Below are 23318 nucleotides of genomic sequence, written 5' to 3' on the forward strand. Positions count from 1 at the left end.
GCTGACTGCCCGGCCTTAAAAACTTATTTCTTCACATCGACAACGCGCTGCCCGTTAAGCTGCTCATCCGTTATCTTTTGCCCGGCTTTGAAATAGTCTACGACCGCATTTGAAACGTAATAGCCGCCGGAGGTATTACGCGCCTGCCCCTCGGTAAACGCGACAAAACCATCGCCGCCATCTGCAAGGAAGCTGTTGGTGGCAATATGGTAAACCGTCGTATCGTCAATCGGTTTACCGTTTAGCCTGAATAACACAACGCGCTGGCCCACAGGTTTGCTGCTGTCATACATCATTTCCAGTCCCCGGGAGACCTGCAGCACGCCGTTGCTCAACCCGGCGCCATGCTCCATCAGGCTACGCAACTGCTTCCCGGTTAGATCCATGGTGACCAGCTCGTTGGGAAATGGGAAGGTGCTGATAACGGCGCCCATGCTCACCGCCCCGGCGGGGATCTCATTCCGGATCCCGCCCGAGTTGGTTAACGCCATCTGCGTACTCCTACCTGCTGCCAACAGCAAGGCGTCAGCGGCAAGATTGCCCAACGGCGAAGAGATGCCATACGCACGGGTCAGTTCAACGGGCGATTGTGTAATGACCTGCTGCACCAGTTGATCAAGTTGCTTATTCCAGCCGTCGATGACCTGTTTTGTCTGCGGATCAGGCTTCCACTCATCGGCATAAAGCGTCTTCAGCTCAAAGTGCTTCACCGTGAATTGGTGCGGTTTCTCCTGATAATCCAGCACCAGTTTACCCACATCGATGCCGCCGCTATCGGTAGAAAGGATCAACGTATTACCCACTTTAATGGGCTCCGGTGTGCCAACGTGAGCATGGCCGGTAATTAAAACGTCCAGGCTTTTCACCTGACCCGCAGTCTGAATATCTTTATCCAGCGCACGACGCACATCGGTTCCCCCCTGGCTCGACTGACGCGCCGGGACGCCTTCATGGATCAGGGCCACGGTCAGATCCACTTTACCGTTAAGTTCATCGATATAATGCTGTAGCCATTTCACCTCATCGCGCGCTTCGATACCCACTCGCGTCGCGGCAGAAACGGTGTCATTAAAAGCAAACACGCCGTGCAGGCCAATCACGCCAATTTTCACGCCATCTTTTTCGATAATGGTATAGGGCTTATCCCAGAACGATTTATCGCTGTTCTGATAAAAAATATTGCCCTGAACAATCGGGAATGTCGCCTGGCTAAGCTGAAGCAACGTATTATCCCAGCCGTGATCGAACTCATGATTACCGATAGTCACCGCATCGTAGGACATCGTATTCATAATATCGATTATCGCTTTGCCCTTCGTCAGGCTACTGATGTAAGGCCCGGAAAAATAATCTCCGGCATCAAAAAACCAGGTCGCGTTATTTTTCGCTTTTTCCTGTTTCACCATCGTCGTGATATTCGCCCAACCGCCAATATCTCGTTTACCATCCGCAATCCATGGCACTTTATAAGGTTCGACATGGGCATGAAGATCGTTGGTATAAATTATGGTGACATCTTTGGCGCAGGCCCAGAAAGGCAAAGTTAACAGAAGTGCTGCGCTCATTGTTTTTAGTTTCATCGGAGTTCCTTTCAGAGTGATAAAGAACCGCTAAGTTACGTTCTGAAAGACTTTTTTATGTGAGAGCATTCACAGTTGTATGCAACCTGAGCAGGACAAAATTAACGACCTGTAAAAATCGTTGGTATTGACCTGCCAGTGGATACTCTCTTTACCATTAACGCCTGTAAAACTTTTGGCTGCCGCAATTTAGGTTTACCGTCTGCGGCTGAGTATCATTTCCCGAATTTTCGGCTGGGCTACCCGGCGCTCTACTGCGCAGCCTGCGGCAGCTATCCCCCCCTGTTTAACGAACGGGAATTCCGCCCCTGGCTGGCGGCTTATCTGACGGATCATGCCCGCCGCTACGGCTATTTTTGCCCGGTATGCTATCAGCGGGATATTATTCGCTACGGCCGCAATCCGCAGGGTACGCAACGCCTTCAGTGCCGCCACTGTAAAAAGGTCTGGACGCCAAAATTCCCACACATCGCCCCAATTGAAGCCCCACGACGTATTTGCAGCGTACCGTTGATAGCGCTATTCCAGGGTAATGCCGCCGGGCAAAAGCTCTATTTTTTATTAAGCTTTGATGCCGTGCGCGGTAATGTTATTCATCTTACCTCTAATTTCACTCCTTTCGCGGTAGGCGAATCATTACGCTATCACTGGCGCGGCGGACAAGCCGACAGGGAGGAGACTGACGATATTATTCAACGTATTTCTCTCACTGAAATGCGCTTTTTACAACGCAGTCAGTTCGATGAAATCCAGTACGGCAGCGCAATGCAAAAGCGCCATGCCCGCGGCAATATATTGCGCCCGGTTATCGCCGCGCACGGTCATTTCAAACTGCTCAGCCAGCGGTTTCCAGAGGTGAAAACGCACGTTATTGCGCATGAATGCTTTTTACGCGGCGCGGCGATCGTTGCCTGGGCGCCGCTTTTTCGTCAGCGGCAAGGCGATCTATGGTATGTGGAAGAAGAGATAAGGAACCCAGCCAGCCCGGCTCCGTGGCAGCTACAGGGGAAAACCCATCATGGCTGGTGGCAAAATTCATGGCAGCGTTGGACGCAGGAAGAGAATCAGAAAATGGTCTGCCGGCTTGCCGGCACTGCAGAAGAGAACGCCTTTCTACCAGACCTTGCGGCCAGCCGACGGTTTACAATATGGCTGAAAAACAGACCCGCGTTTGCGCAGAGCGCCCTGTATTCCGCAGGGCGCGTAACGCAAATAGTGGTCTCACTGGTTCAAGAGTATAACGCGACGCTTACAGCAGCTGCGCCAGGCGGTTAATATCCGACTGGATCGCCCCGGCGGTCACATCGCGCCCGGCGCCTGGCCCGCGGATCACCAGCGGGTTATCGCGATACCAGCGGCTTTCGATGGCAAACACGTTATCGCACGGCAGCAGCGCCGCCAGCGGGTGCTCTTCGCGTACCGCTTCCACACCGACGCGTGCTTTGCCGTTGGCATCAAAGCGCGCCACGTAGCGGAGCACCAGTCCCATCTCGCGGGCCGCTTCCAGACGCTGCAGCATCTGCTCGTTCAACTCTTCGCCATTCTCAAAGAAGTGATCGACCGACCCCTCTTCACAGTGCGCCGGCACCAGTGATTCCACACGCACCTGATCCGGTTCGATGTCATAGCCCGCTTCCCGCGCGAGGATCACCAGCTTACGCATCACATCCTTACCGGACAGATCGACGCGCGGATCCGGCTCGGTCAGCCCCTGCTGCCACGCCTGATCCACCAGGTCGGTGAACGGCACGGTGCCATCGAACTGCAGGAACAGCCAGGAGAGCGTTCCCGAGAAGATACCGCTCAGGCCGAGAATAGTATCGCCGCTGTCGATCAGGTCGCGCACCGTATGGTTCACCGGCAAGCCGGCGCCCACGGTGGCGTTATATAGCCAGTGGCGCCCCGTCTTCTCAAACGCGTCGTGGATCTGACGATATTTATCACTGCTGCTGGCGCCCGCCAGCTTGTTGGCGCTAATGACGTGGAAGCCATGGCTGGCAAAATCAAGATACTGGTCGGCCAGCTGTTCGCTGGCGGTGACGTCCAGCACCACTAAATCATCATACGGGTGCGCGCGCATCCACAGGAACAGCGACTCTTCATCCTGCTCCACCGCTTCATCGTTGAAGAAAGCCAGCGCCCGGCTGGCATCCAGCCCGTCGTAATTCAGCAGGCTGCGTTTACTGTCGACTACGCCGGCGAGAATAAACTCGAAACCGGTACGCGCCGAGAGCGTAGTTTGTTCACGGGCGAAAAGCTCCAGCCAGCGGGAACCAATGTTCCCTTTGCCGAACAGCATCAGGCCAATACGCTTTTCGGCGCGAAACAAGGACTGATGCAGCCCCTGGATCAGGCTTTCCGTCGGCCCGGCGCGTAGCACCGCCACCAGGCTGATCCCCTCTTCAGACTGCCAGGTGAACTCCACCGGCTGCCCTTTGAGCTGCTGCCAGAAACGGTGGCAGTGCAGCGGGTTACGGGTGACTCCCGCGCCCACCATCGCCACCAGCGCCAGCTTCTGACGCAGACGCAGCTCGCCCGGCAGACCGGCTTCATCGAGCAATTTCAGCGCGCTGTCGGCCACCTCGGAGGTATAGCAGAACTGCAGCAGCTTACGGTCGGCATGGACGCCAACGGCTAACGGGCGCAGCTGGGCGCGTTTGAGCAGAGCGTCCAGCTCTTTATGCGCCAGTTTGAAATCGTGACCGGCCGGCACCTGGAACTCCACCAGGCAGACGTCGTCATGGCTGGTGACAATCCGTGCGCCGGTACCGGAGGCCAGCACGCGCTCAATGCGCGTGGAACCCTGTTCCGGCGTGTAGCTGCAGCGTAACTGCAGATCGATATCACTGGCGGAAACCGGCTGTAGCGTGCGGGCATGGAGCACCGGCGCGGCCAGGCGCGCCAGCTCGCTGGCTTCGTCCAGACGCAGCAGCGGCAGCAGGCAGGCGTCTTTCACCTTGCGCGGATCCGCGCTGTACACCCCGGCAACGTCACTCCAGATAGTGACCCGGGAGGCGCCCGCCAGCGCGCCGATCTGGGTGGCAGAGTAGTCAGACCCGTTACGGCCCAGCAGGACGGTTTCGCCGGCCTGGTTGCGGGAGATAAAGCCGGTCACCACCAGACGTTTGTTAGGATGCTGCGCCATCAGCTGCTGCAGCAGTGGGTAAGATAATCCCTCATCCACCTGCGGCTGCGCGGCGCGTTCCGCGCGCAGGAACGCGCGCGCGTCCAGCCAGGCGGCTTCCATACCCAGCTGGTTGAGAACCGCCGCCATCAGGCGCGCGGACCACACTTCCCCATGGCCGACCACTTCCGCATAGACCGCTTCGGAAACCCCGCCGTCCAGCAGACCAGCCAGACGCTCAAGGTCGTGGATAAAGGCGGCTATCAACGTATCCGCCGCCGCAGGCTCCAGCAGACCGCCAATCAGCTCGGTGTGATAGCGGCGAAGCGACTGCTGAACCTGATGCGCAGCAAGGCGATCGCTCTGGCTAAGCTTAAGCCAGCTGATCAGCTGGTTGGTGGTGCTGCCAGCGGCGGAGACGACCATCATATCCCCCGCCTGCGAATACTCCTTCATGATCCCCGCGACGCGCAGGTAACATTTCGCATCCGCTAAACTACTCCCACCAAATTTGTGCAGCTGACGACCCTTCGCCCCTGCCTGCGCAATCACACTCATCTTTATTCCTCGTTTGCTGCCCGGAAGCCATTTTCCAGGTCGGCAATTAAATCTTCACCATCTTCAATACCGGTCGATATACGCAGGAGCGTTTCTGAAATTCCGGCGGCGGCACGCGCTTCAGGCGCCATGCCGGCATGCGTCATCGTTGCCGCATGGGAAATCAGGCTTTCAACGCCCCCCAGCGATTCCGCCAGTGTAAACAGCGACAGCCCGCTCAGAAAACGGCGCAGCGTCTGCTCGTCACCGTCAAGCTCGAAGCTTAACATTGCGCCAAAACCTTTTTGCTGACGCGCCGCAATTTCATGCCCCTGGTTTTCCGGCAGCGATGGATGATACAGCTTTTTCACCAGCGGCTGGGTTTTCAGATACTCAACGATCGCCAGGGCATTTCGCTGCGCCACTTCCATCCGTGGAGACAGCGTCCGCAGCCCGCGCAACAGCAGATAGCTGTCGAAGGCGCTGCCGGTGACGCCAATATTATTCGCCCACCATGCCAGTTCGGTGACAGTTGTTGGATCTTTGGCAATCACCACCCCGGCCACCACATCGGAGTGACCATTGAGGTATTTGGTACAGGAATGCAGCACCAGATCGGCGCCCAGCGCCAGCGGGTTTTGCAACGCCGGGCTCAGGAAGGTGTTGTCCACCACGCTAATTGCCCCGGCCTCACGCGCCAGACCACAGATTTTCGCAATATCCACCACCCGCAGCAATGGATTACTTGGGCTTTCCACCAACACCAGCTTCGGTTTTTCCGCCAGCGCCGCCCGCAGCGCCTGCTCATCGCTTTGATCGACAAACTGGACGCGATAGCAGCCGCGCTTCGCCAGGCTGTCGAACAGACGGTAGCTGCCGCCGTAGCAGTCGTGCGGCGCCACCAGCAGATCGCCCGGTTTAAGGAACACCGTCGTCACCAGCAGGATCGCCGACATTCCGGTATTGGTCAGCACCGCGCCGGCGCCGCCCTCCAGCTCCGCTAAGGCGCGCTGCACCACATCGCGCGTCGGATTGCCACGACGGGAGTAGTCGTGGGCGCGCGGTTCATTAAAGCCGGTGAAGTTATAGGTACTGGAGAGGTGAATCGGCGGGACAACGCAACCGTACTGCTCGTCGTCATTTAAACCGCTACGCACTGCGATGGTGGCCTGTTTACGCGTCATGTTGGGAAGTTCCTGGGCTGAATCGGTGAAAAGTCAGGCTCCAGAGTAATCATTGTCACAATAGACGTCAATACATCTGGACATCTAAACTTCTTTGCGTATAGATTGAGCAAAGTGCAAATAGCCGTTAAAATTATATGCATTAGCGCACGTCGTCGGCGGCTTATCTCATGTCAGAAAGCCCGCGCATACGGTAAACTACGCGCAATTATAGCCCGGGCGGAATATTCTGGCCCTTCACTAATAAACAGAGGATTAAGGTATCTCATGGCTGAATGGAGCGGCGAATATATCAGCCCATACGCTGAGCACGGTAAGAAGAGTGAACAAGTAAAGAAAATTACGGTTTCCATTCCTCTGAAGGTGTTAAAAATCCTCACCGATGAACGCACGCGTCGTCAGGTGAATAACCTGCGTCACGCGACCAACAGCGAGCTGCTGTGCGAAGCGTTTCTGCATGCCTTTACCGGACAACCGTTGCCTAACGATGAAGACCTGCGTAAAGAGCGCAGCGATGAGATCCCGGAAGCGGCGAAAGCGATTATGCGTGAACTGGGAATCGACCCGGATACGTGGGAATACTGAGACGATAAAAAGGGCGGAATAATCTTCCGCCCTTTTTTCTTTCCCGCCCAGGCAGGCGGGAGAGACAAAAAAGCCGCCCTGAGGCGGCTTCTTCTGGCAACTTACTTGCTGCCCGGGATGCTGAAGCGCTTGTTGAAGCGGTCAACACGGCCACCGGTAGCAACATCACGCTGTTTGCCGGTGAAGAACGGGTGGCATTTGCCGCACACGTCGAGGTTCAGGTCGTGACCAACGGTGGAGCGGATTTTCATGACATTACCGCAAGAACAGGTAGCAGTAATTTCGTCGTAATTTGGGTGAATACCTTTTTTCATGGGAGAACCTCAGTTAAGGCCGCGTCGCTCTTCCAGCCCTAACGCCAGACACCACGCGATATTAGTAATTTCCCGTCGCCTTCTACGCTGCTGACAGCGTGAAGCACGCGGTAATGGTCAATCTTCAATGCGATATAAAGCGCATCAAAGGCGGCGAATCATACAGAATTTGACCAGCATATGCAAACTGATCCGCGCCGCCTTATCGTAATGTGTATACTATCCCGCCAGATTTCAAGTCAGGAAGATGACATGTCCGTCGCCCACGTTGCCCTACCCGTTCCGCTACCGCGCACTTTTGACTACCTGCTGCCTGAAGGCATGGCGGTCAAAGCGGGCTGTCGGGTGCGGGTGCCGTTCGGCAAACAGGAGCGGATCGGCATTGTCGCGGCGGTGAGCGAGCGCAGCGAACTGCCGCTGGATGAGCTAAAACCGGTCGCCGAAGCGCTGGACAACGAGCCGGTCTTCTCCACGACTGTCTGGCGACTGCTGATGTGGGCGGCTGAGTATTACCATCACCCGATCGGCGATGTGCTGTTCCATGCATTACCCGTTATGCTGCGCCAGGGCAAACCCGCCAGCGCCACGCCGCTGTGGTACTGGTTCGCCACCGAGCAGGGGCAGGTTGTCGACCTTAACGGTCTGAAACGCTCCCGGAAGCAGCAGCAGGCGCTGGCGGCGCTGCGCCAGGGCAAAATCTGGCGTCATCAGGTTGGCGAACTGGAATTCAATGAAGCGGCGCTGCAGGCGCTGCGCGGCAAAGGGCTGGCGGAACTGGCCTGCGAAGCGCCCGCCCTCACCGACTGGCGCAGCGCGTATTCGGTTGCCGGCGAACGCCTGCGCCTGAATACCGAGCAGGCCACCGCCGTCGGGGCGATCCACAGCGCCGCCGATCGTTTCTCCGCCTGGCTGCTGGCGGGTATTACCGGCTCCGGGAAAACGGAAGTCTATTTGAGCGTGCTGGAGAATGTGCTGGCGCAGGGGCGCCAGGCGCTGGTGATGGTGCCGGAGATCGGCCTGACGCCGCAAACCATCGCCCGATTTCGCCAGCGCTTTAACGCGCCGGTGGAAGTGCTGCACTCCGGGCTCAATGACAGCGAACGTCTCTCGGCCTGGCTGAAGGCGAAAAATGGCGAAGCGGCCATTGTGATCGGCACCCGCTCCTCGCTGTTTACCCCATTTAAAGATCTCGGCGTCATCGTCATCGACGAAGAGCATGACAGCTCCTACAAGCAGCAGGAAGGCTGGCGCTACCATGCCCGCGACCTGGCGGTATGGCGCGCCCACAGCGAGCAGATCCCGATAATTCTCGGCTCGGCGACGCCGGCGCTGGAGACTCTGCATAACGTCCGCCAGGGTAAATACCGCCAGTTAACCTTAAGCAAACGCGCGGGCAATGCGCGCCCGGCCCAGCAGCACGTGCTCGATCTCAAAGGGCAACCGCTGCAGGCGGGCCTGTCTCCCGCGCTGATTAGCCGTATGCGCCAGCACCTGCAAGCGGATAACCAGGTGATCCTGTTTCTTAACCGCCGCGGCTTTGCGCCAGCGCTGCTGTGCCACGATTGCGGCTGGATAGCGGAATGCCCGCGCTGCGACAGTTACTATACGTTGCACCAGGCGCAGCACCATCTGCGCTGCCACCATTGCGACAGCCAGCGCCCGATCCCGCGCCAGTGTCCTTCCTGCGGCTCCACGCATCTGGTGCCGGTAGGGATCGGCACCGAGCAGCTGGAGCAGGCCCTGGCGCCGCTGTTCCCTGAGGTGCCTATCTCGCGTATCGACCGCGATACCACCAGCCGCAAAGGAGCGCTGGAGGAGCATCTCGCCGCCGTCCATCGCGGCGGGGCGCGTATTCTGATTGGCACCCAAATGCTGGCCAAAGGGCACCACTTCCCGGACGTCACTCTCGTCTCCCTACTGGATGTCGACGGGGCGCTGTTTTCCGCTGATTTCCGCTCCGCAGAGCGTTTCGCTCAGCTTTATACCCAGGTCTCCGGACGAGCGGGCCGGGCAGGAAAACAGGGCGAGGTCATTCTTCAAACCCACCATCCGGAACACCCTCTACTGCAGACCCTGCTGTATAAAGGCTACGACGCCTTTGCCGAACAGGCGCTGGCAGAGCGGCAGACGATGCAGCTGCCGCCGTGGACCAGCCATGTGCTGATTCGTGCGGAAGACCATAACAACCAGCAGGCGCCGCTGTTTTTACAACAGCTGCGCAATCTGCTGCAGGCCAGCCCGCTGGCCGACGAAAAGCTATGGGTGCTCGGTCCGGTTCCGGCGCTGGCGCCAAAGCGCGGCGGCCGCTGGCGCTGGCAAATATTGCTGCAGCATCCTTCGCGGGTGCGTCTGCAACATATCGTTAGCGGTACGCTGGCGCTGATCAATACGCTTCCGGAGGCGAGAAAAGTGAAGTGGGTGCTGGATGTCGATCCGATTGAAGGATAAGCCTTCTCTTGCGAGCCGGATCGAAAAATTTAACAAGCATCACGTTTTTCATGAAAATTCTGTAACTCACTGCCGCGACTATCTGATAAAAATGATGCAGCAGTTAGCGCCCAAGGGAAATGCCAGCGCCATTCAGCGAGGAGAAACCAGGTGAAGCCCAAAAAACAAGTGGTTGCCGCCACCATGAAAGACGTCGCCCTCAAGGCAAACGTTTCCACGGCAACCGTGTCCCGAGCGTTGATGAACCCTGATAAGGTGTCGCAAGCCACCCGTAACCGGGTCGAGCAGGCGGCGCTGGAAGTCGGCTATTTACCGCAGTCGCTCGGACGCAATATGAAGCGCAACGAATCGCGGACGATCCTCGTGATCGTCCCGGATATCTGCGATCCCTTCTTTAGTGAAGTGATCCGCGGTATTGAAGTCACTGCCGCCGAGCACGGCTATCTGGTGTTAATCGGCGATTGCGCCCACCAGAATCAGAAAGAAAAAACCTTTATCGACCTTATCATCACCAAGCAGATCGACGGCATGGTGCTGCTCAGCTCGCGCCTGCCGTTTGACGCCAGCGTGGAAGAGCAGCGCAATTTGCCGCCAATGGTCATGTCGAATGAGTTTGCGCCGGAGCTGGAGCTGCCCACCGTCCATATCGATAACCTGACGGCGGCCTTTAACGCGGTAAATTATCTCCACGAGCTGGGACATCAGCGTATCGGCTGTATCGCCGGCCCGGAAGATATGCCGTTGTGCCATTATCGCCTGCAGGGTTATGTGCAGGCGCTGCGCCGCAGCGGTATCACCGTCGATCCGCACTATATTGCTCGCGGCAACTTTACCTTCGAAGCCGGCGCCAATGCGCTGGAGCAGCTGCTGGCGCAGCCGGTGCCGCCCACGGCGGTCTTTTGCCATAGCGATGTGATGGCGCTGGGCGCCTTATCGCTGGCAAAACGTCGCGGTCTGAAAGTGCCGGACGACCTGTCAATTGTCGGCTTCGATAACATCGCGTTGTCTGAATTTTGCGATCCGCCGTTGACCACGGTTTCACAGCCACGGTTTGATATCGGCCGTGAAGGAATGCTGCTATTACTGGAGCAAATGCAGGGGCATAACGTGAACAGCGGCTCGCGTCTGCTCGATTGCGAACTGATTGTTCGCGGCAGTACGCAAAAAATCAGACGATAACCATCAGGCTTTCGGGCCTGCTCTTCTGGTCAAAGGCCCGCCGCTTAAGTAACATGGCGGGCTGACGAACGAATATAAGACAGCGAAACGATAGTGGCACAACGAGATTATGTACGCCGCAGCCAACCGGCTTCTTCGCGGCGCAAAAAGAGCACGACCCGAAGCTCAAGGAATAAGCAAAGCAGCCTTCCGGCGATTTCACCGGCGATGGTGGCGATCGCGGCGGCTGTGCTGGTGGCCTTTATCGGTGGCCTCTATTTCATTACGCATCATAAGAAAGAAGAAGCGGAAGCGATGCAAAATCGCCAGGCCGCCGGCAACGGCTTGCCGCCCAAACCGGAAGAGCGCTGGCGCTATATTAAAGAGCTGGAAAGCCGCCAGCCTGGCGTCCGCGCGCCGACCGAACCGACCGCCGGTGGCGAAGTCATGAAACCGGAACAGCTGACCGACGAGCAGCGCCAGCTGCTCGCCCAGATGCAGGCCGATATGCGCCAGCAGCCGACCCAGCTGACCGAAGTGCCGTGGAACGAACAAACGCCGGCGCAGCGCCAGCAGACGCTTCAGCGTCAGCGTTTAGCGCAGCAACAGCAGCAGGCGCAGCAGCAACAGTGGGCGCAGACTCAGGCGCAGACCGTCCAACAGCAGCCGCCGCGCGTTCAGCAGCCGAAGCCGGTTCAGCAGCAACAACCGAAGCAGACCGCGTCAAACCAGCAGCCGTACCAGGATCTGCTGCAGACGCCAGCGCATACCAATACCACGCAGCCGCGTACCCAGGCCGCGGCGCCGGTAACTCGGGTGGAAGAAGCGCCGAAAACCACCGCCGAGAAGAAAGACGATCGTAGCTGGATGATCCAGTGCGGCTCTTTTAAAGGCGCCGAGCAGGCCGAAACCGTCCGCGCTCAGCTGGCTTTCGAAGGGTTTGCTTCGCACATTACCACTAACAACGGCTGGAACCGCGTGGTTATTGGCCCGTTGAAAGGCAAAGAAAGCGCCAACGAGATGATCACCCGCCTGAAGATGGCTGGACACGCGAACTGCATTCGTCTCGCCGCCAGGGGTTGAAACCCTCAAAATCCCCCCCATCTATAATTGCATTCGGCCCCGCGGACAGCGCGGGGCCCCTGTTCCGCTTTTGCAACCAAGGGGTCTGCTCGTGACTACAATTGTAAGTGTTCGCCGTAACGGCCATGTTGTTATTGCCGGTGATGGCCAGGCCACGCTGGGCAACACCGTGATGAAGGGCAATGTGAAGAAAGTGCGTCGTCTGTACAACGACAAAGTGATTGCCGGTTTCGCTGGCGGCACCGCCGACGCCTTCACGCTGTTCGAACTGTTTGAACGTAAACTGGAAATGCACCAGGGCCATCTGGTGAAGGCCGCCGTTGAGCTGGCCAAAGACTGGCGAACTGACCGGATGTTGCGCAAACTGGAAGCGCTGCTGGCCGTCGCGGACGAAAACGCGTCGCTTATCATCACCGGTAACGGTGACGTGGTACAGCCGGAAAACGATTTGATTGCTATCGGCTCCGGCGGTCCTTACGCCCAGGCCGCGGCCCGCGCGCTGTTGGAAAATACCGATATGGGCGCGCGCGACATCGCCGAGAAAGCGTTGGATATTGCAGGTGATATCTGCATCTATACCAACCATTTCCACACCATCGAAGAATTACCTTCTAAAGCGTAAGGATCTCCCATGTCTGAAATGACCCCACGCGAAATTGTCAGCGAACTGGACAAACACATTATCGGTCAGGACGCCGCCAAGCGTTCTGTTGCTATCGCCCTGCGTAACCGCTGGCGTCGGATGCAGCTTAACGAAGAGCTGCGTCATGAAGTCACGCCGAAAAACATTCTGATGATCGGCCCAACCGGCGTCGGTAAAACCGAAATCGCCCGTCGTCTGGCAAAACTGGCTAACGCGCCGTTTATCAAAGTTGAAGCGACGAAGTTCACCGAAGTGGGCTATGTCGGTAAAGAAGTGGACTCCATCATCCGCGATTTGACCGATGCGGCGATCAAAATGGTTCGCATGCAGTCCATCGATAAGAACCGTTACCGCGCGGAAGAGCTGGCGGAAGAGCGCGTGCTTGACGTGCTGATCCCACCGGCGAAGAACAACTGGGGCCAGACTGAGCCGTCGCAGGAACCGTCTGCAGCGCGCCAGGCGTTCCGTAAAAAACTGCGTGAAGGCCAGCTGGACGATAAAGAGATTGAAATCGATCTCGCTGCGGCGCCGATGGGCGTTGAAATCATGTCCCCTCCGGGCATGGAAGAGATGACCAGCCAGCTGCAGTCTATGTTCCAGAACCTCGGCGGCCAGAAGCAGAAACCGCGTAAGCTGAAAATCAAAGACGCGATGAAGCTGCTGATTGAAGAAGAAGCGGCCAAACTAGTCAATCCGGAAGAGCTGAAGCAGGAAGCCATCGACGCTGTAGAGCAGCACGGTATCGTCTTTATCGACGAAATTGACAAAATCTGTAAGCGCGGCGGCAACACCTCCGGCCCGGACGTCTCCCGCGAAGGCGTACAGCGCGACCTGCTGCCGCTGGTGGAAGGCTGCACCGTCTCCACCAAACATGGGATGGTCAAGACCGACCACATCCTGTTTATCGCCTCCGGCGCATTCCAGGTGGCCAGCCCATCCGATCTGATCCCGGAACTGCAGGGGCGTCTGCCGATCCGCGTTGAGCTGAAGGCGCTGACCACCCACGACTTCGAGCGCATCCTGACCGAGCCGAATGCCTCCATCACCGTGCAGTACAAGGCGCTGATGGCGACCGAAGGGGTGAACATCGAATTCACCGAAGACGGCATCAAGCGCATCGCCCAGGCCGCATGGCAGGTAAACGAAACCACCGAGAACATCGGTGCGCGTCGCCTGCACACCGTGCTGGAGCGCCTGGTGGAAGATATCTCCTATGATGCCAGCGAGATGAACGGCCAGACCGTCACTATCGATGCCGAATATGTGAGTAAACACCTGGATGTTCTGGTGGCAGATGAAGATCTGAGCCGTTTTATCCTATAATCCGGTGCAATGCATTTTCATCACTGTTGATGGGGGCTATCGCCCCCATTTTTATTGGCTAAAATAACTATGACTGATATCAGCCGTTCACAGGCGTGGCTGGAAAGCCTGCGTCCTAAAACGTTACCGCTGGCATTTGCCGCGATTATTGTTGGCACCGTCCTTGCCTGGGAGCAGGGCCATTTTGATCCCTGGGTTGCCCTGCTGGCGCTGATCACTGCCGGCTTGCTGCAAATTCTTTCCAACCTCGCCAATGACTACGGCGACGCGGTTAAGGGGAGCGATAAACCGGATCGCATCGGGCCGCTGCGCGGGATGCAGAAAGGGGTGATTACCCCCCAGCAGATGAAGCGCGCCCTGATCGTCACCGTCGTACTCATCTGCCTGTTTGGTCTGGCGCTGCTGTGCGCCGCCTGGCAGAGCGTCGGCGATTTCATCGGCTTCCTCGCCCTGGGAGGCCTGTCTATCGTGGCCGCCATCACCTACACGGTGGGCACCCGTCCGTATGGATATATTGGTCTGGGTGATATCTCAGTACTCGTTTTCTTCGGCTGGCTGAGCGTCCTCGGCAGCTGGTATCTGCAAGCCCATAATGTGGAAGCGGCCATTTTTCTGCCGGCGACAGCCTGCGGTCTGCTGGCGACCGCCGTGCTGAACATCAATAATCTGCGCGATATCGACAGCGACCGGCAGAACGGGAAGAACACCCTCGCCGTGCGCCTGGGCCCGGTCAATGCCCGCCGCTATCATGCCTGCCTGCTGCTCGGCGCCCTGCTGTGTCTGGCGCTGTTTAACCTGCTGGCGCTGCATTCAGCCTGGGGCTGGCTGTTTATTCTCGCCACGCCGCTGCTGGTGAAACAGGCGCGCTACGTCCTGCGCGAATCCGATCCGCTGGCGATGCGGCCAATGCTCGAAAAGACGGTCAAAGGGGCTTTACTAACCAACCTGCTGTTTGTTATCGGAATTATTGCCAGTAAGCTGATGGCTTAACTGACAAATATCAATTAACAATTGATGATTTTGCCAACAATGCGATTCGCGGGATATACTAAAAACTCTCGCAGCAACTGAACGTTAAGCCTATGAAATACGATACTTCCGAGCTTTGTGACATCTACCAGGAAGATGTCAACGTCGTGGAACCGCTGTTCTCTAACTTTGGAGGACGGTCGTCGTTTGGTGGACAGATCATTACGGTTAAATGTTTCGAGGATAACGGGTTGCTCTACGATCTGCTCGAGCAGAATGGCCGTGGTCATATTCTCCTGATCGACGGCGGCGGCTCAGTACGACGCGCGTTAATTGACGCTGACCTGGCGCGTCTGGCCGTCCAGAATGAATGGGAAGGGTTGGTGGTCTATGGCGCGGTGCGCCAGGTTGACGACCTTGAGGAACTGGACATTGGTATTCAGGCGCTGGCGGCGATTCCGGTCGGCGCGGCTGGCGAAGGCATCGGCGAAAGCGACGTGCGCGTCAATTTCGGCGGGGTGACTTTCTTCTCCGGCGACCATCTGTATGCCGATAACACCGGGATGATCCTGTCGGAAGACCCGCTGGATATCGAATAAACCTTCCGCCATAAAAAAGGCCTTCTCCATGAGAAGGCCTTTTGTTTATTCGGCGCGTAACTTAGTACAGTTTCTTCGCGCAATCCAGCCAGTCGTTCTTGAACGGACGCTTCATGTTCTCGATGGCATCGATTATGTCGTGGTGCACCAGCTTCTCGTTCTGGATGCCGACGCAACGGCCGCCATGGCCCTGCAGCAGCAGCTCAATCGCATAGGCGCCCATGCGGGAAGCCAGGATGCGGTCGTAAGGAACCGGGGAACCGCCGCGCTGAATGTGGCCGAGGACGGTGGCGCGAGTTTCACGGCCAGTCTCTTTCTCGATGTAGCTTGCCAGCTCGTCAACGTCGCACATGTGCTCGGTGATGGCCACGATAGCGTGTTTTTTCCCTTTCGCGATACCGGCTTTGATTTCTGCCACCAGATCGTCACGGGTATATTCCACTTCAGGCACCATGATGAACTCACAGCCGCCGGCAATCGCCGCCGCCAGGGTCAGGTCGCCACAGTAACGGCCCATCACTTCCACCACGGAGATACGCTGGTGCGAAGAGGAGGTGTCGCGCAAACGGTCAATCGCTTCCACCACGGTGCTCAGGGCAGTAAAGAAGCCGATGGTGTAGTCAGTGCCTTTGATATCGTTGTCGATAGTGCCCGGCAGGCCGATGCATGGGAAGCCCATCTCGGTCAGGCGCATCGCCCCCATATAGGAACCGTCACCGCCGATAACCACCAGCGCGTCCAGGCCGCGCTTCTTCATGTTTTCGATAGCCACAGCGCGGATGTGTTCTTCGCGGAATTCCGGGAAGCGAGCGGAGCCCAGGAAGGTACCGCCGCGGTTGATCATGTCGGAAACGCTGTAACGGTCGAGCTGAACCATACGGTCTTCATACAATCCGAGGTAACCGTCATAGATTCCAAAAACTTCCAGACCTTCCGTTAATGCCGCGCGCACAACGCCACGAATTGCTGCGTTCATGCCCGGCGCATCACCGCCACTTGTCAACACACCGATTTTCTTAATCATGACTACCTCTGAACTTAGGAAGCAAAAAATAATTCTGTTGCCTGAAGCGCTCCCTCACCAGGAGTGCACGACGCTAATGACAATAGTATATCAAACGCCTCAAGCTGAATTGATTCAGGTCAGACCAAACGGCGGTAATTTATACAAAAAATGCCGATCTGCCCCACATTTTTACATCGAGTTTACAGACTATAACCTAACGCTCAAAAAAGCCCTGCTGCGCCGCTGGCACCACAGAGCTGGGATCCTGATGGATAATGACATCGGACCCCGGGAAACGGCGCAGAATCGCCTGCTCCACCTGGTCTGCAATCACGTGGGCTTGCACCAGCGGGAGGTTATCTTCCATTTCCAAATGAATCTGAATAAAGCGGGTCGGCCCTGACTGCCGCGTTCGTAGATCGTGCGCCCCGCGGATGCCGGGCCATGCGGTCACGATGGTGATAATGTCCTGACGCTCCTCGTCAGGCAAGGCGCGGTCGAGTAGTGACTGAACCGCCTCATAGCCCATCCGCAGCGCGCTATATAAAATATAGATGCCAATCCCCAGGGCAAACAACGCGTCGGCGCGATGCCAGCCGTACCAGGAGAGGCCCAGCGCCACCAGAATGGCGCCGTTCATCATAACATCAGACTGATAATGAAGCATATCCGCCCGCACCGCCTGGCTCTGGGTTTTTCGCACCACCCAGCGCTGGAAAGTCACCAGCGCCAGCGTACTAACGAGGGCGATCAATGTGACGACGACCCCGACGCCGGCGGCCTGCAGCGGCTCCGGACGCACCAGGTGCTGAATGCCGGTGAGAAACAGGAACAGCGCCGAGCCGGAGATAAACATGCTTTGCGCCAGCGCCGCCAGCGACTCCGCTTTGCCATGACCAAAGGTATGTTCTTCATCAGCAGGCTGTAGCGAATAGCGAACCACCAGCAGGTTGGTCAGCGAGGCGGCAATGTCCACCAGCGAATCCACCAGCGCAGCCAGAATACTGACAGAACCGGTATACCACCACGCAAAAATTTTGATCAAAAGTAACGCGGAGGCCATAGCCGTCGCGGCGATAGCGGCGCGACTGACCAACCGGCCATAAGATTGATTCATATAGGCTCCTTCTCCTGCAATTCGCTTAGTATAACCCGAACTTGTGACGCTCACGGGATAGGCGAAGGAGTTGATTTACCGTAAAAAGGGCAAAAAAAACCCCCACATCATGTGGGGGAAGACAGGGATGGTGTCTATGGCAAGGAAAACAGGGTTTGTTACTGGGGTTGCAGGGTGTTGCTACTACTCGAAAGCATCATCGCTGAGCCTTTCTGCATCCTTGCAACCTCACGCAACTGATCCATACGCTGCTGGTGCTTAGCATTTAAAACCGCTTGCTGCTCTGGCGTAAGCAGGTGGTACATCTGGTTGCGAACCTTAGCCATCTCGACCTGGCGGGCAACCTGTTCCTGCGCCATCTTTTCTGCCTGAGCGCGCACAGCGTTTTCATCAAAATTTTCTGCGGTGACAAGGCGATGCATTGTCTCCATTTCGCTAACATTAACGGGGAGCCTGTCGTGGCGTGCCCGTTGCATAAGATCCCGTAACTGCTGACGTTGCTGCTCGGTTAAACTTATGCCGTCAAACATATGGCTTTGGCTACCGCGCTGTCCCCCGTCGTCTCCGGGGAGCCAGTTAACGCTGGTAACGACTTCAGCGGCCTGGCTATATGCACTTAGCGCCAGCGTTGAGGCCATGACGGCAGCGATAACATTGCGCATCACATACTCCCAAAACGTTTGTGTCGCGATTCAACGAGAGACAGTCTACGATTCAGGCTGCAAACATGCGTCAGGGGGTGTAAAACAACGTAAAGTCATGGATTAGCGGGCCTTGATGACGTAATTTCTGCCTCGGAGGTATTTAAACAATGAATAAAATCCTGTTAGTTGATGATGACCGGGAGCTCACCTCCCTGTTAAAAGAGCTGCTCGATATGGAAGGTTTTAACGTGCTGGTGGCCCATGATGGGGAACAGGCGCTGGCCCTTCTGGACGACAGCGTTGATTTATTGCTGCTCGACGTGATGATGCCGAAGAAAAACGGTATCGATACGCTGAAAGAGCTGCGTCAGACACACCAGACTCCGGTTATCATGCTAACAGCGCGCGGAAGCGAGCTGGATCGCGTTCTCGGCCTCGAGCTGGGCGCGGATGACTATTTGCCTAAGCCATTCAACGATCGCGAGCTGGTGGCCCGTATACGCGCGATTCTGCGCCGTTCCCACTGGAGCGAGCAGCAGCAGACGACCGAAGCCGGCTCACCAACCCTGGAAGTGGATGCCTTAAGCCTCAATCCGGGCCGCCAGGAAGCCAATTTCGATGGCCAGACGCTGGAGCTCACCGGCACCGAGTTCACCCTGCTCTATCTGTTAGCGCAGCATCTCGGTCAGGTAGTCTCCCGTGAGCATTTAAGCCAGGAAGTGTTAGGCAAGCGCCTGACGCCGTTCGACCGCGCCATCGATATGCATATTTCCAACCTGCGGCGTAAGCTGCCGGAGCGCAAAGATGGCCATCCGTGGTTTAAAACGCTGCGTGGCCGCGGGTATCTGATGGTTTCCGCTTCATGATTGGAAGTTTGACTGCACGCATCTTCGCCATCTTCTGGCTCACGCTGGCGCTGGTGTTGATGCTGGTGCTGATGTTGCCCAAACTGGATTCCCGGCAGATGACCGAGCTGCTGGAAAGCGAGCAGCGTCAGGGCATCATGATCGAGCAGCACGTCGAGGCCGAGCTGGCCAACGATCCGCCAAACGACCTGATGTGGTGGCGTCGTTTGTTTCGCGCCATCGATAAATGGGCGCCTCCGGGACAACGCCTGCTGCTGGTGACCAGCGAAGGCCGCGTGATCGGCGCAGAACGCAACGAAATGCAGATCATTCGTAACTTTATCGGCCAGGCCGATAACGCCGATCATCCGCAGAAAAAACGCTATGGCCGCCTGGAAATGGTGGGCCCGTTTTCCGTCCGGGACGGGGAGGATAACTATCAGCTCTATCTGATTCGTCCCGCCAGCACCTCACAATCCGACTTTATCAACCTGCTGTTTGACCGGCCGCTGCTGCTGCTGATCGTCACGATGCTGGTCAGCGCCCCGCTGCTGCTGTGGCTGGCGTGGAGCCTGGCGAAACCGGCGCGTAAGCTGAAAAATGCCGCCGATGAAGTCGCCCAGGGCAACCTGCGCCAGCATCCGGAGCTGGAAGCCGGGCCGCAGGAGTTTTTAGCCGCTGGCGCCAGTTTTAACCAGATGGTGACGGCCCTGGAGCGGATGATGACCAGCCAGCAGCGGCTGCTGTCCGATATCTCGCACGAGCTGCGCACGCCGCTTACGCGCCTGCAATTGGGTACCGCCCTGCTGCGTCGCCGCAGCGGAGAGAGCAAGGAGCTGGAGCGTATCGAAACCGAAGCGCACCGGCTGGACAGCATGATCAACGACCTGCTGGTGATGTCGCGCAATCAGGCGAAAAACGCCCTGGTCAGCGAGACGGTGAAAGCCAATCAGCTATGGAACGAAGTGTTGGACAATGCGGCCTTTGAAGCTGAGCAGATGGGGAAATCTTTCACCGTTGAGTATCCGCCGGGCCCATGGCCGCTGTACGGTAACCCTAATGCGCTGGAAAGCGCGCTGGAGAATATCGTGCGCAACGCCCTGCGCTACTCGCATACGAAAATTTCCGTCAGCTTCTCGGTGGATAAAGACGGGATTACGGTTAACGTCGATGACGACGGCCCGGGAGTCAGCCCGGAGGATCGCGAACAGATTTTCCGGCCATTCTACCGGACCGACGAGGCGCGCGACCGCGAGTCCGGCGGCACCGGCCTGGGGCTGGCGATTGTCGAAACCGCTATTCAGCAGCACCGCGGCTGGGTGAAGGCCGACGACAGCCCGCTGGGTGGTCTGCGTTTAACAATCTGGCTGCCGCTGTATAAACGAACCTGACGCCGACCCGGCCTGCGCTGTGCGGCGCTGCGCCGGGAGCATCCCGGGAATACTTAATATGGGGGATTATTTCCCCCATAATCTCCGCGAACTATCCTCTATCTTGCCGCTTAAACGCCGTTTCTGCATCGTTCGGCTCCAGCTAACAGACAGGCCCGCTGCCGACAATAAGCGGTGGTACTGATCATCATCAAACGGCATCTGCCAGGCAATCGCCCCGGCCTCATGAACGCTGACATCACTCAGCCGGGAAACCAGCTCGAGCGGCGCATCGCTGGAAACTTGCCCTCCGGCAATCACCCGGTACAGCCAGCCGGTTTTTCCGCTGTTTTGCATCAGCTGCGCCATATCATTGATCGCAAAATGAAAGTTGAGCTTGAAGCACGGCGATCGCGGCTGGGTGACCTGGATCAGCGCCTCGCCCCAGCGAAAGATATCGCCGATATAAACGTTTTGCTCGGTAAGCCCGGTGGTGGAGAGGTTTTCGCCGAACGCCGGCGCGCAGAACCGCTCGGCCTGCTGGGGGAAGTCACGGATCCAGTCGGCATAGTGTTCGCGCGGATAATGACACAGCGCGCGGTCCGGCCCGCCGTGGATTTTCTTCTCCGCCTGCTGGTCCCCATCGAGACCGAGATCGCCGAGCTGCAATTCTCCGTCGACCTGGATTTTGTCGATCGCGCTGGGGCGACTGCCCGCGTAGTCCCTGATTTTGCCGACAAAGACATTCACCGGATAATGCATGGCTGCTCTCCTTGCTACAGATATAAAAAAAGCGAGTCATCAGACTCGCTTCTCTTTTAGCGCAATGCAACCTTATTTTTTGGCGGCAAAACGCGCTGCAGCTTCGTCCCAGTTCACTACGTCCCAGAAGGCTTTGATGTAGTCCGGGCGGCGGTTCTGGAATTTCAGGTAGTAAGCGTGTTCCCAGACGTCCAGGCCGATAATCGGGAAGCCGGAAGCGCCGGAAATGGCTTCGCCCATCAGCGGGGAATCCTGGTTGGCGGTGGAGACAACGGCCAGTTTATCACCTTTCAGGACCAGCCACGCCCAGCCGGAGCCGAAACGGGTAGCAGCGGCTTTTTCGAATTCCGCTTTGAAGTTCTCCACGGAACCGAAATCGCGCTCGATAGCCGCTTTCAGGTCGCCCTGCAGGGTGGTACCGGTTTTCAGGCCTTTCCAGAACAGGCTGTGGTTCGCGTGGCCGCCGGCGTTGTTACGCAGTACGGTTTTTTTGTCAGCCGGCAGCTGATCCAGCTTGGTAATCAGCTCTTCAGCGGACAGGTTAGCGAACTCCGGCAGGCTTTCCAGCGCGGCGTTGGCATTGTTCACGTAGGTCTGGTGGTGTTTAGTGTGATGGATCTCCATCGTCTGCTTGTCGAAGTGCGGTTCCAGAGCATCGTAAGCGTAAGGCAGGGATGGCAGGGTATAGCTCATAATCATCTCCATTATTGTCGAGCGGCTCAAGTGTTAACGCCGCGTAAGCAGTTTGTCCATTATAGTTAATTAAATGGTATTGAAAATGCTTATCAATGCCGTATTTTTCATATGGATATAACCAGAAGAAATACCCGTCGTTTTGTGATGTAGAACAACTAATTAAGCCCATGGTTGCCAGGGTTAGCCATCCTGTGGCAACGTCCTGAAGGCGGCCAAAGCGGCCAATTTTTACACTCATCCCATCGGAAGCCGCCGTCTCCGATAAAAAAAGATGAGGATAAAATCAATGAACCACGCGATTACGATGGGTATTTTTTGGCATTTGATAGGGGCCGCCAGTGCCGCCTGTTTCTATGCCCCGTTCAAGAAAGTAAAACACTGGTCGTGGGAAACCATGTGGTCGGTCGGGGGGATCGTCTCCTGGCTGATTCTGCCCTGGGCCATCAGCGCCACGCTGTTACCCGACTTCTGGGCCTACTACCGCTCTTTTAGCGCCTCCACGCTGCTGCCGGTCTTTCTGTTCGGCGCCATGTGGGGCATTGGTAATATCAACTATGGCCTGACCATGCGCTATCTTGGCATGTCGATGGGGATTGGCATCGCCATTGGCATCACGCTGATTGTCGGCACGCTGATGACGCCGATTATTAACGGTCAGTTTGCAGTGCTGATGCACACCCAGGGCGGTCAAATGACGCTGCTCGGCGTGCTGGTGGCGGTGATTGGCGTCGGCATCGTCACCCGCGCAGGCCAGCTGAAAGAGCGCAAAATGGGCATCAAAGCCGAAGAGTTCAATCTGAAGAAAGGGCTTCTGCTGGCGGTAATGTGCGGTATCTTCTCCGCAGGGATGTCGTTCGCGATGAACGCCGCCAAACCGATGCATGATGCCGCCGCGGCGCTCGGCGTCGACCCGCTGTACGCAGCGCTGCCAAGCTACGTGGTGATTATGGGCGGCGGGGCGCTGGTTAACCTTGGCTTCTGCTTTATTCGTCTGGCGAAAGTGAAGAACCTGTCAGTCAAAGCCGATTTCTCGCTGGCCAAACCGCTTATCATCAGCAACCTTCTGCTCTCCGCCCTCGGCGGTCTGATGTGGTATCTCCAGTTCTTCTTCTATGCCTGGGGCCACGCCAGCATTCCGGCGCAGTATGATTATATGAGCTGGATGCTGCACATGAGTTTCTACGTGCTGTGCGGCGGTGTGGTGGGTCTGGTGCTGAAGGAGTGGAACAACGCCGGCCGTCGTCCGGTGAGCGTCCTGAGCCTCGGCTGCGTGGTGATTATCATCGCCGCCAATATCGTCGGTCTGGGAATGGCCAGTTAATCACCGGATC

The 23318-nt window shown here is 57.2% G+C and carries 21 protein-coding genes; 12 read left to right on the forward strand and 9 right to left on the reverse strand.

Going from position 1 to position 23318, the window contains the following annotated elements; translation table 11 throughout:
• Positions 1-23 precede the first annotated feature (23 nt).
• A complete protein-coding gene (locus KB892_RS24975) occupies positions 24-1580 on the reverse strand; it encodes a bifunctional metallophosphatase/5'-nucleotidase (RefSeq protein ID WP_002882946.1) in 1557 nt (518 codons plus the stop codon).
• Between the two features lie 138 nt (positions 1581-1718).
• Between KB892_RS24975 and KB892_RS24980 the strand changes: the two genes are divergently transcribed.
• Complete coding sequence (locus KB892_RS24980) at positions 1719-2855, forward strand: IS1/IS1595 family N-terminal zinc-binding domain-containing protein (RefSeq protein WP_002882945.1); 1137 nt, start codon at positions 1719-1721, stop codon at positions 2853-2855.
• Here the strand turns inward: KB892_RS24980 and KB892_RS24985 are convergent.
• Both KB892_RS24985 and metB read right to left on the reverse strand, forming a co-directional pair.
• Entirely contained in the window at positions 2830-5262 is a 2433-nt protein-coding gene (locus KB892_RS24985) for a bifunctional aspartate kinase/homoserine dehydrogenase II (protein ID WP_002882944.1), read from the reverse strand. The two genes, KB892_RS24980 and KB892_RS24985, sit on opposite strands and share 26 nt — an antisense overlap.
• Before the next feature lie 2 nt (positions 5263-5264).
• Positions 5265-6425 (reverse strand): cystathionine gamma-synthase, encoded by a 1161-nt coding sequence (metB, locus tag KB892_RS24990; protein WP_002882943.1) that lies wholly within the window; start codon positions 6423-6425, stop codon positions 5265-5267.
• 267 nt (positions 6426-6692) lie between these two features.
• Here metB and metJ point away from each other — a divergent pair, with 267 nt between their 5' ends.
• On the forward strand, positions 6693-7010 hold the full coding sequence (gene metJ / locus KB892_RS24995) for a met regulon transcriptional regulator MetJ (RefSeq protein ID WP_002882924.1): 318 nt from the start codon (positions 6693-6695) through the stop codon (positions 7008-7010).
• Between the two features lie 101 nt (positions 7011-7111).
• Here metJ and rpmE read toward each other — a convergent pair whose 3' ends face one another.
• Positions 7112-7324 carry a 50S ribosomal protein L31 gene (gene rpmE / locus KB892_RS25000; RefSeq protein ID WP_002882922.1) on the reverse strand — a complete coding sequence of 71 codons (213 nt, stop codon included), beginning with the start codon at positions 7322-7324 and terminating at the stop codon, positions 7112-7114.
• Positions 7325-7576: 252 nt separating this feature from the next.
• Here rpmE and priA point away from each other — a divergent pair, with 252 nt between their 5' ends.
• The 7 genes from priA (at position 7577) to rraA (ending at position 15547) form a co-directional block, all read left to right on the forward strand.
• Positions 7577-9772 (forward strand): primosomal protein N', encoded by a 2196-nt coding sequence (gene priA / locus KB892_RS25005; RefSeq protein WP_004151858.1) that lies wholly within the window; start codon positions 7577-7579, stop codon positions 9770-9772.
• A gap of 150 nt (positions 9773-9922) precedes the next feature.
• A complete protein-coding gene (gene cytR, locus KB892_RS25010; protein WP_002882921.1) occupies positions 9923-10951 on the forward strand; it encodes a DNA-binding transcriptional regulator CytR in 1029 nt (342 codons plus the stop codon).
• 93 nt (positions 10952-11044) lie between these two features.
• Complete coding sequence (gene ftsN / locus KB892_RS25015; RefSeq protein WP_002882919.1) at positions 11045-12013, forward strand: cell division protein FtsN; 969 nt, start codon at positions 11045-11047, stop codon at positions 12011-12013.
• A gap of 91 nt (positions 12014-12104) precedes the next feature.
• The gene (gene hslV, locus KB892_RS25020) at positions 12105-12635 is read left to right on the forward strand and encodes an ATP-dependent protease subunit HslV (RefSeq protein ID WP_002882918.1); all 531 of its coding nucleotides are present in this window, start codon (positions 12105-12107) and stop codon (positions 12633-12635) included.
• A 9-nt stretch (positions 12636-12644) separates the two neighbouring features.
• Positions 12645-13979 carry an HslU--HslV peptidase ATPase subunit gene (gene hslU / locus KB892_RS25025; RefSeq protein ID WP_002882917.1) on the forward strand — a complete coding sequence of 445 codons (1335 nt, stop codon included), beginning with the start codon at positions 12645-12647 and terminating at the stop codon, positions 13977-13979.
• A 69-nt stretch (positions 13980-14048) separates the two neighbouring features.
• Positions 14049-14969: a 1,4-dihydroxy-2-naphthoate polyprenyltransferase gene (menA, locus tag KB892_RS25030; RefSeq protein ID WP_002882914.1), complete on the forward strand. Its 921-nt coding sequence runs from the start codon at positions 14049-14051 to the stop codon at positions 14967-14969.
• A gap of 92 nt (positions 14970-15061) precedes the next feature.
• Positions 15062-15547, forward strand: coding sequence for a ribonuclease E activity regulator RraA (gene rraA / locus KB892_RS25035; RefSeq protein ID WP_002882913.1), 486 nt, complete (start codon positions 15062-15064; stop codon positions 15545-15547).
• A 61-nt stretch (positions 15548-15608) separates the two neighbouring features.
• On the opposite strand, the gene pfkA is transcribed toward rraA, so the two are convergent.
• The 3 genes from pfkA to cpxP all read right to left on the reverse strand — a co-directional run bounded on the left by pfkA (position 15609) and on the right by cpxP (position 18332).
• On the reverse strand, positions 15609-16571 hold the full coding sequence (pfkA, locus tag KB892_RS25040; protein ID WP_002882911.1) for a 6-phosphofructokinase: 963 nt from the start codon (positions 16569-16571) through the stop codon (positions 15609-15611).
• 196 nt (positions 16572-16767) lie between these two features.
• A complete protein-coding gene (gene fieF / locus KB892_RS25045) occupies positions 16768-17670 on the reverse strand; it encodes a CDF family cation-efflux transporter FieF (RefSeq protein ID WP_002882907.1) in 903 nt (300 codons plus the stop codon).
• Between the two features lie 158 nt (positions 17671-17828).
• Positions 17829-18332: a cell-envelope stress modulator CpxP gene (gene cpxP, locus KB892_RS25050; RefSeq protein WP_002882903.1), complete on the reverse strand. Its 504-nt coding sequence runs from the start codon at positions 18330-18332 to the stop codon at positions 17829-17831.
• Between the two features lie 149 nt (positions 18333-18481).
• On the opposite strand from cpxP, the gene cpxR reads away from it, so the two are divergent.
• On the forward strand, positions 18482-19180 hold the full coding sequence (cpxR, locus tag KB892_RS25055; RefSeq protein WP_002882901.1) for an envelope stress response regulator transcription factor CpxR: 699 nt from the start codon (positions 18482-18484) through the stop codon (positions 19178-19180).
• The gene (cpxA, locus tag KB892_RS25060) at positions 19177-20550 is read left to right on the forward strand and encodes an envelope stress sensor histidine kinase CpxA (protein WP_002882898.1); all 1374 of its coding nucleotides are present in this window, start codon (positions 19177-19179) and stop codon (positions 20548-20550) included. Before cpxR ends, cpxA begins: the two co-directional genes overlap by 4 nt.
• A gap of 66 nt (positions 20551-20616) precedes the next feature.
• Here the strand turns inward: cpxA and yiiM are convergent, their stop codons facing one another.
• A complete protein-coding gene (gene yiiM, locus KB892_RS25065; RefSeq protein ID WP_002882896.1) occupies positions 20617-21291 on the reverse strand; it encodes a 6-hydroxyaminopurine reductase in 675 nt (224 codons plus the stop codon).
• Between the two features lie 72 nt (positions 21292-21363).
• Positions 21364-21984, reverse strand: a complete 621-nt coding sequence (sodA, locus tag KB892_RS25070; RefSeq protein WP_002882894.1) for a superoxide dismutase [Mn] — start codon at positions 21982-21984, stop codon at positions 21364-21366.
• Positions 21985-22273: 289 nt separating this feature from the next.
• Here sodA and rhaT point away from each other — a divergent pair, with 289 nt between their 5' ends.
• Positions 22274-23308, forward strand: a complete 1035-nt coding sequence (rhaT, locus tag KB892_RS25075) for an L-rhamnose/proton symporter RhaT (RefSeq protein WP_002882892.1) — start codon at positions 22274-22276, stop codon at positions 23306-23308.
• Positions 23309-23318: the final 10 nt, after the last annotated feature.

Origin of the sequence: Klebsiella sp. P1927 (assembly GCF_018204675.1) — a bacterium.
GTDB lineage: Bacteria > Pseudomonadota > Gammaproteobacteria > Enterobacterales > Enterobacteriaceae > Klebsiella > Klebsiella pneumoniae.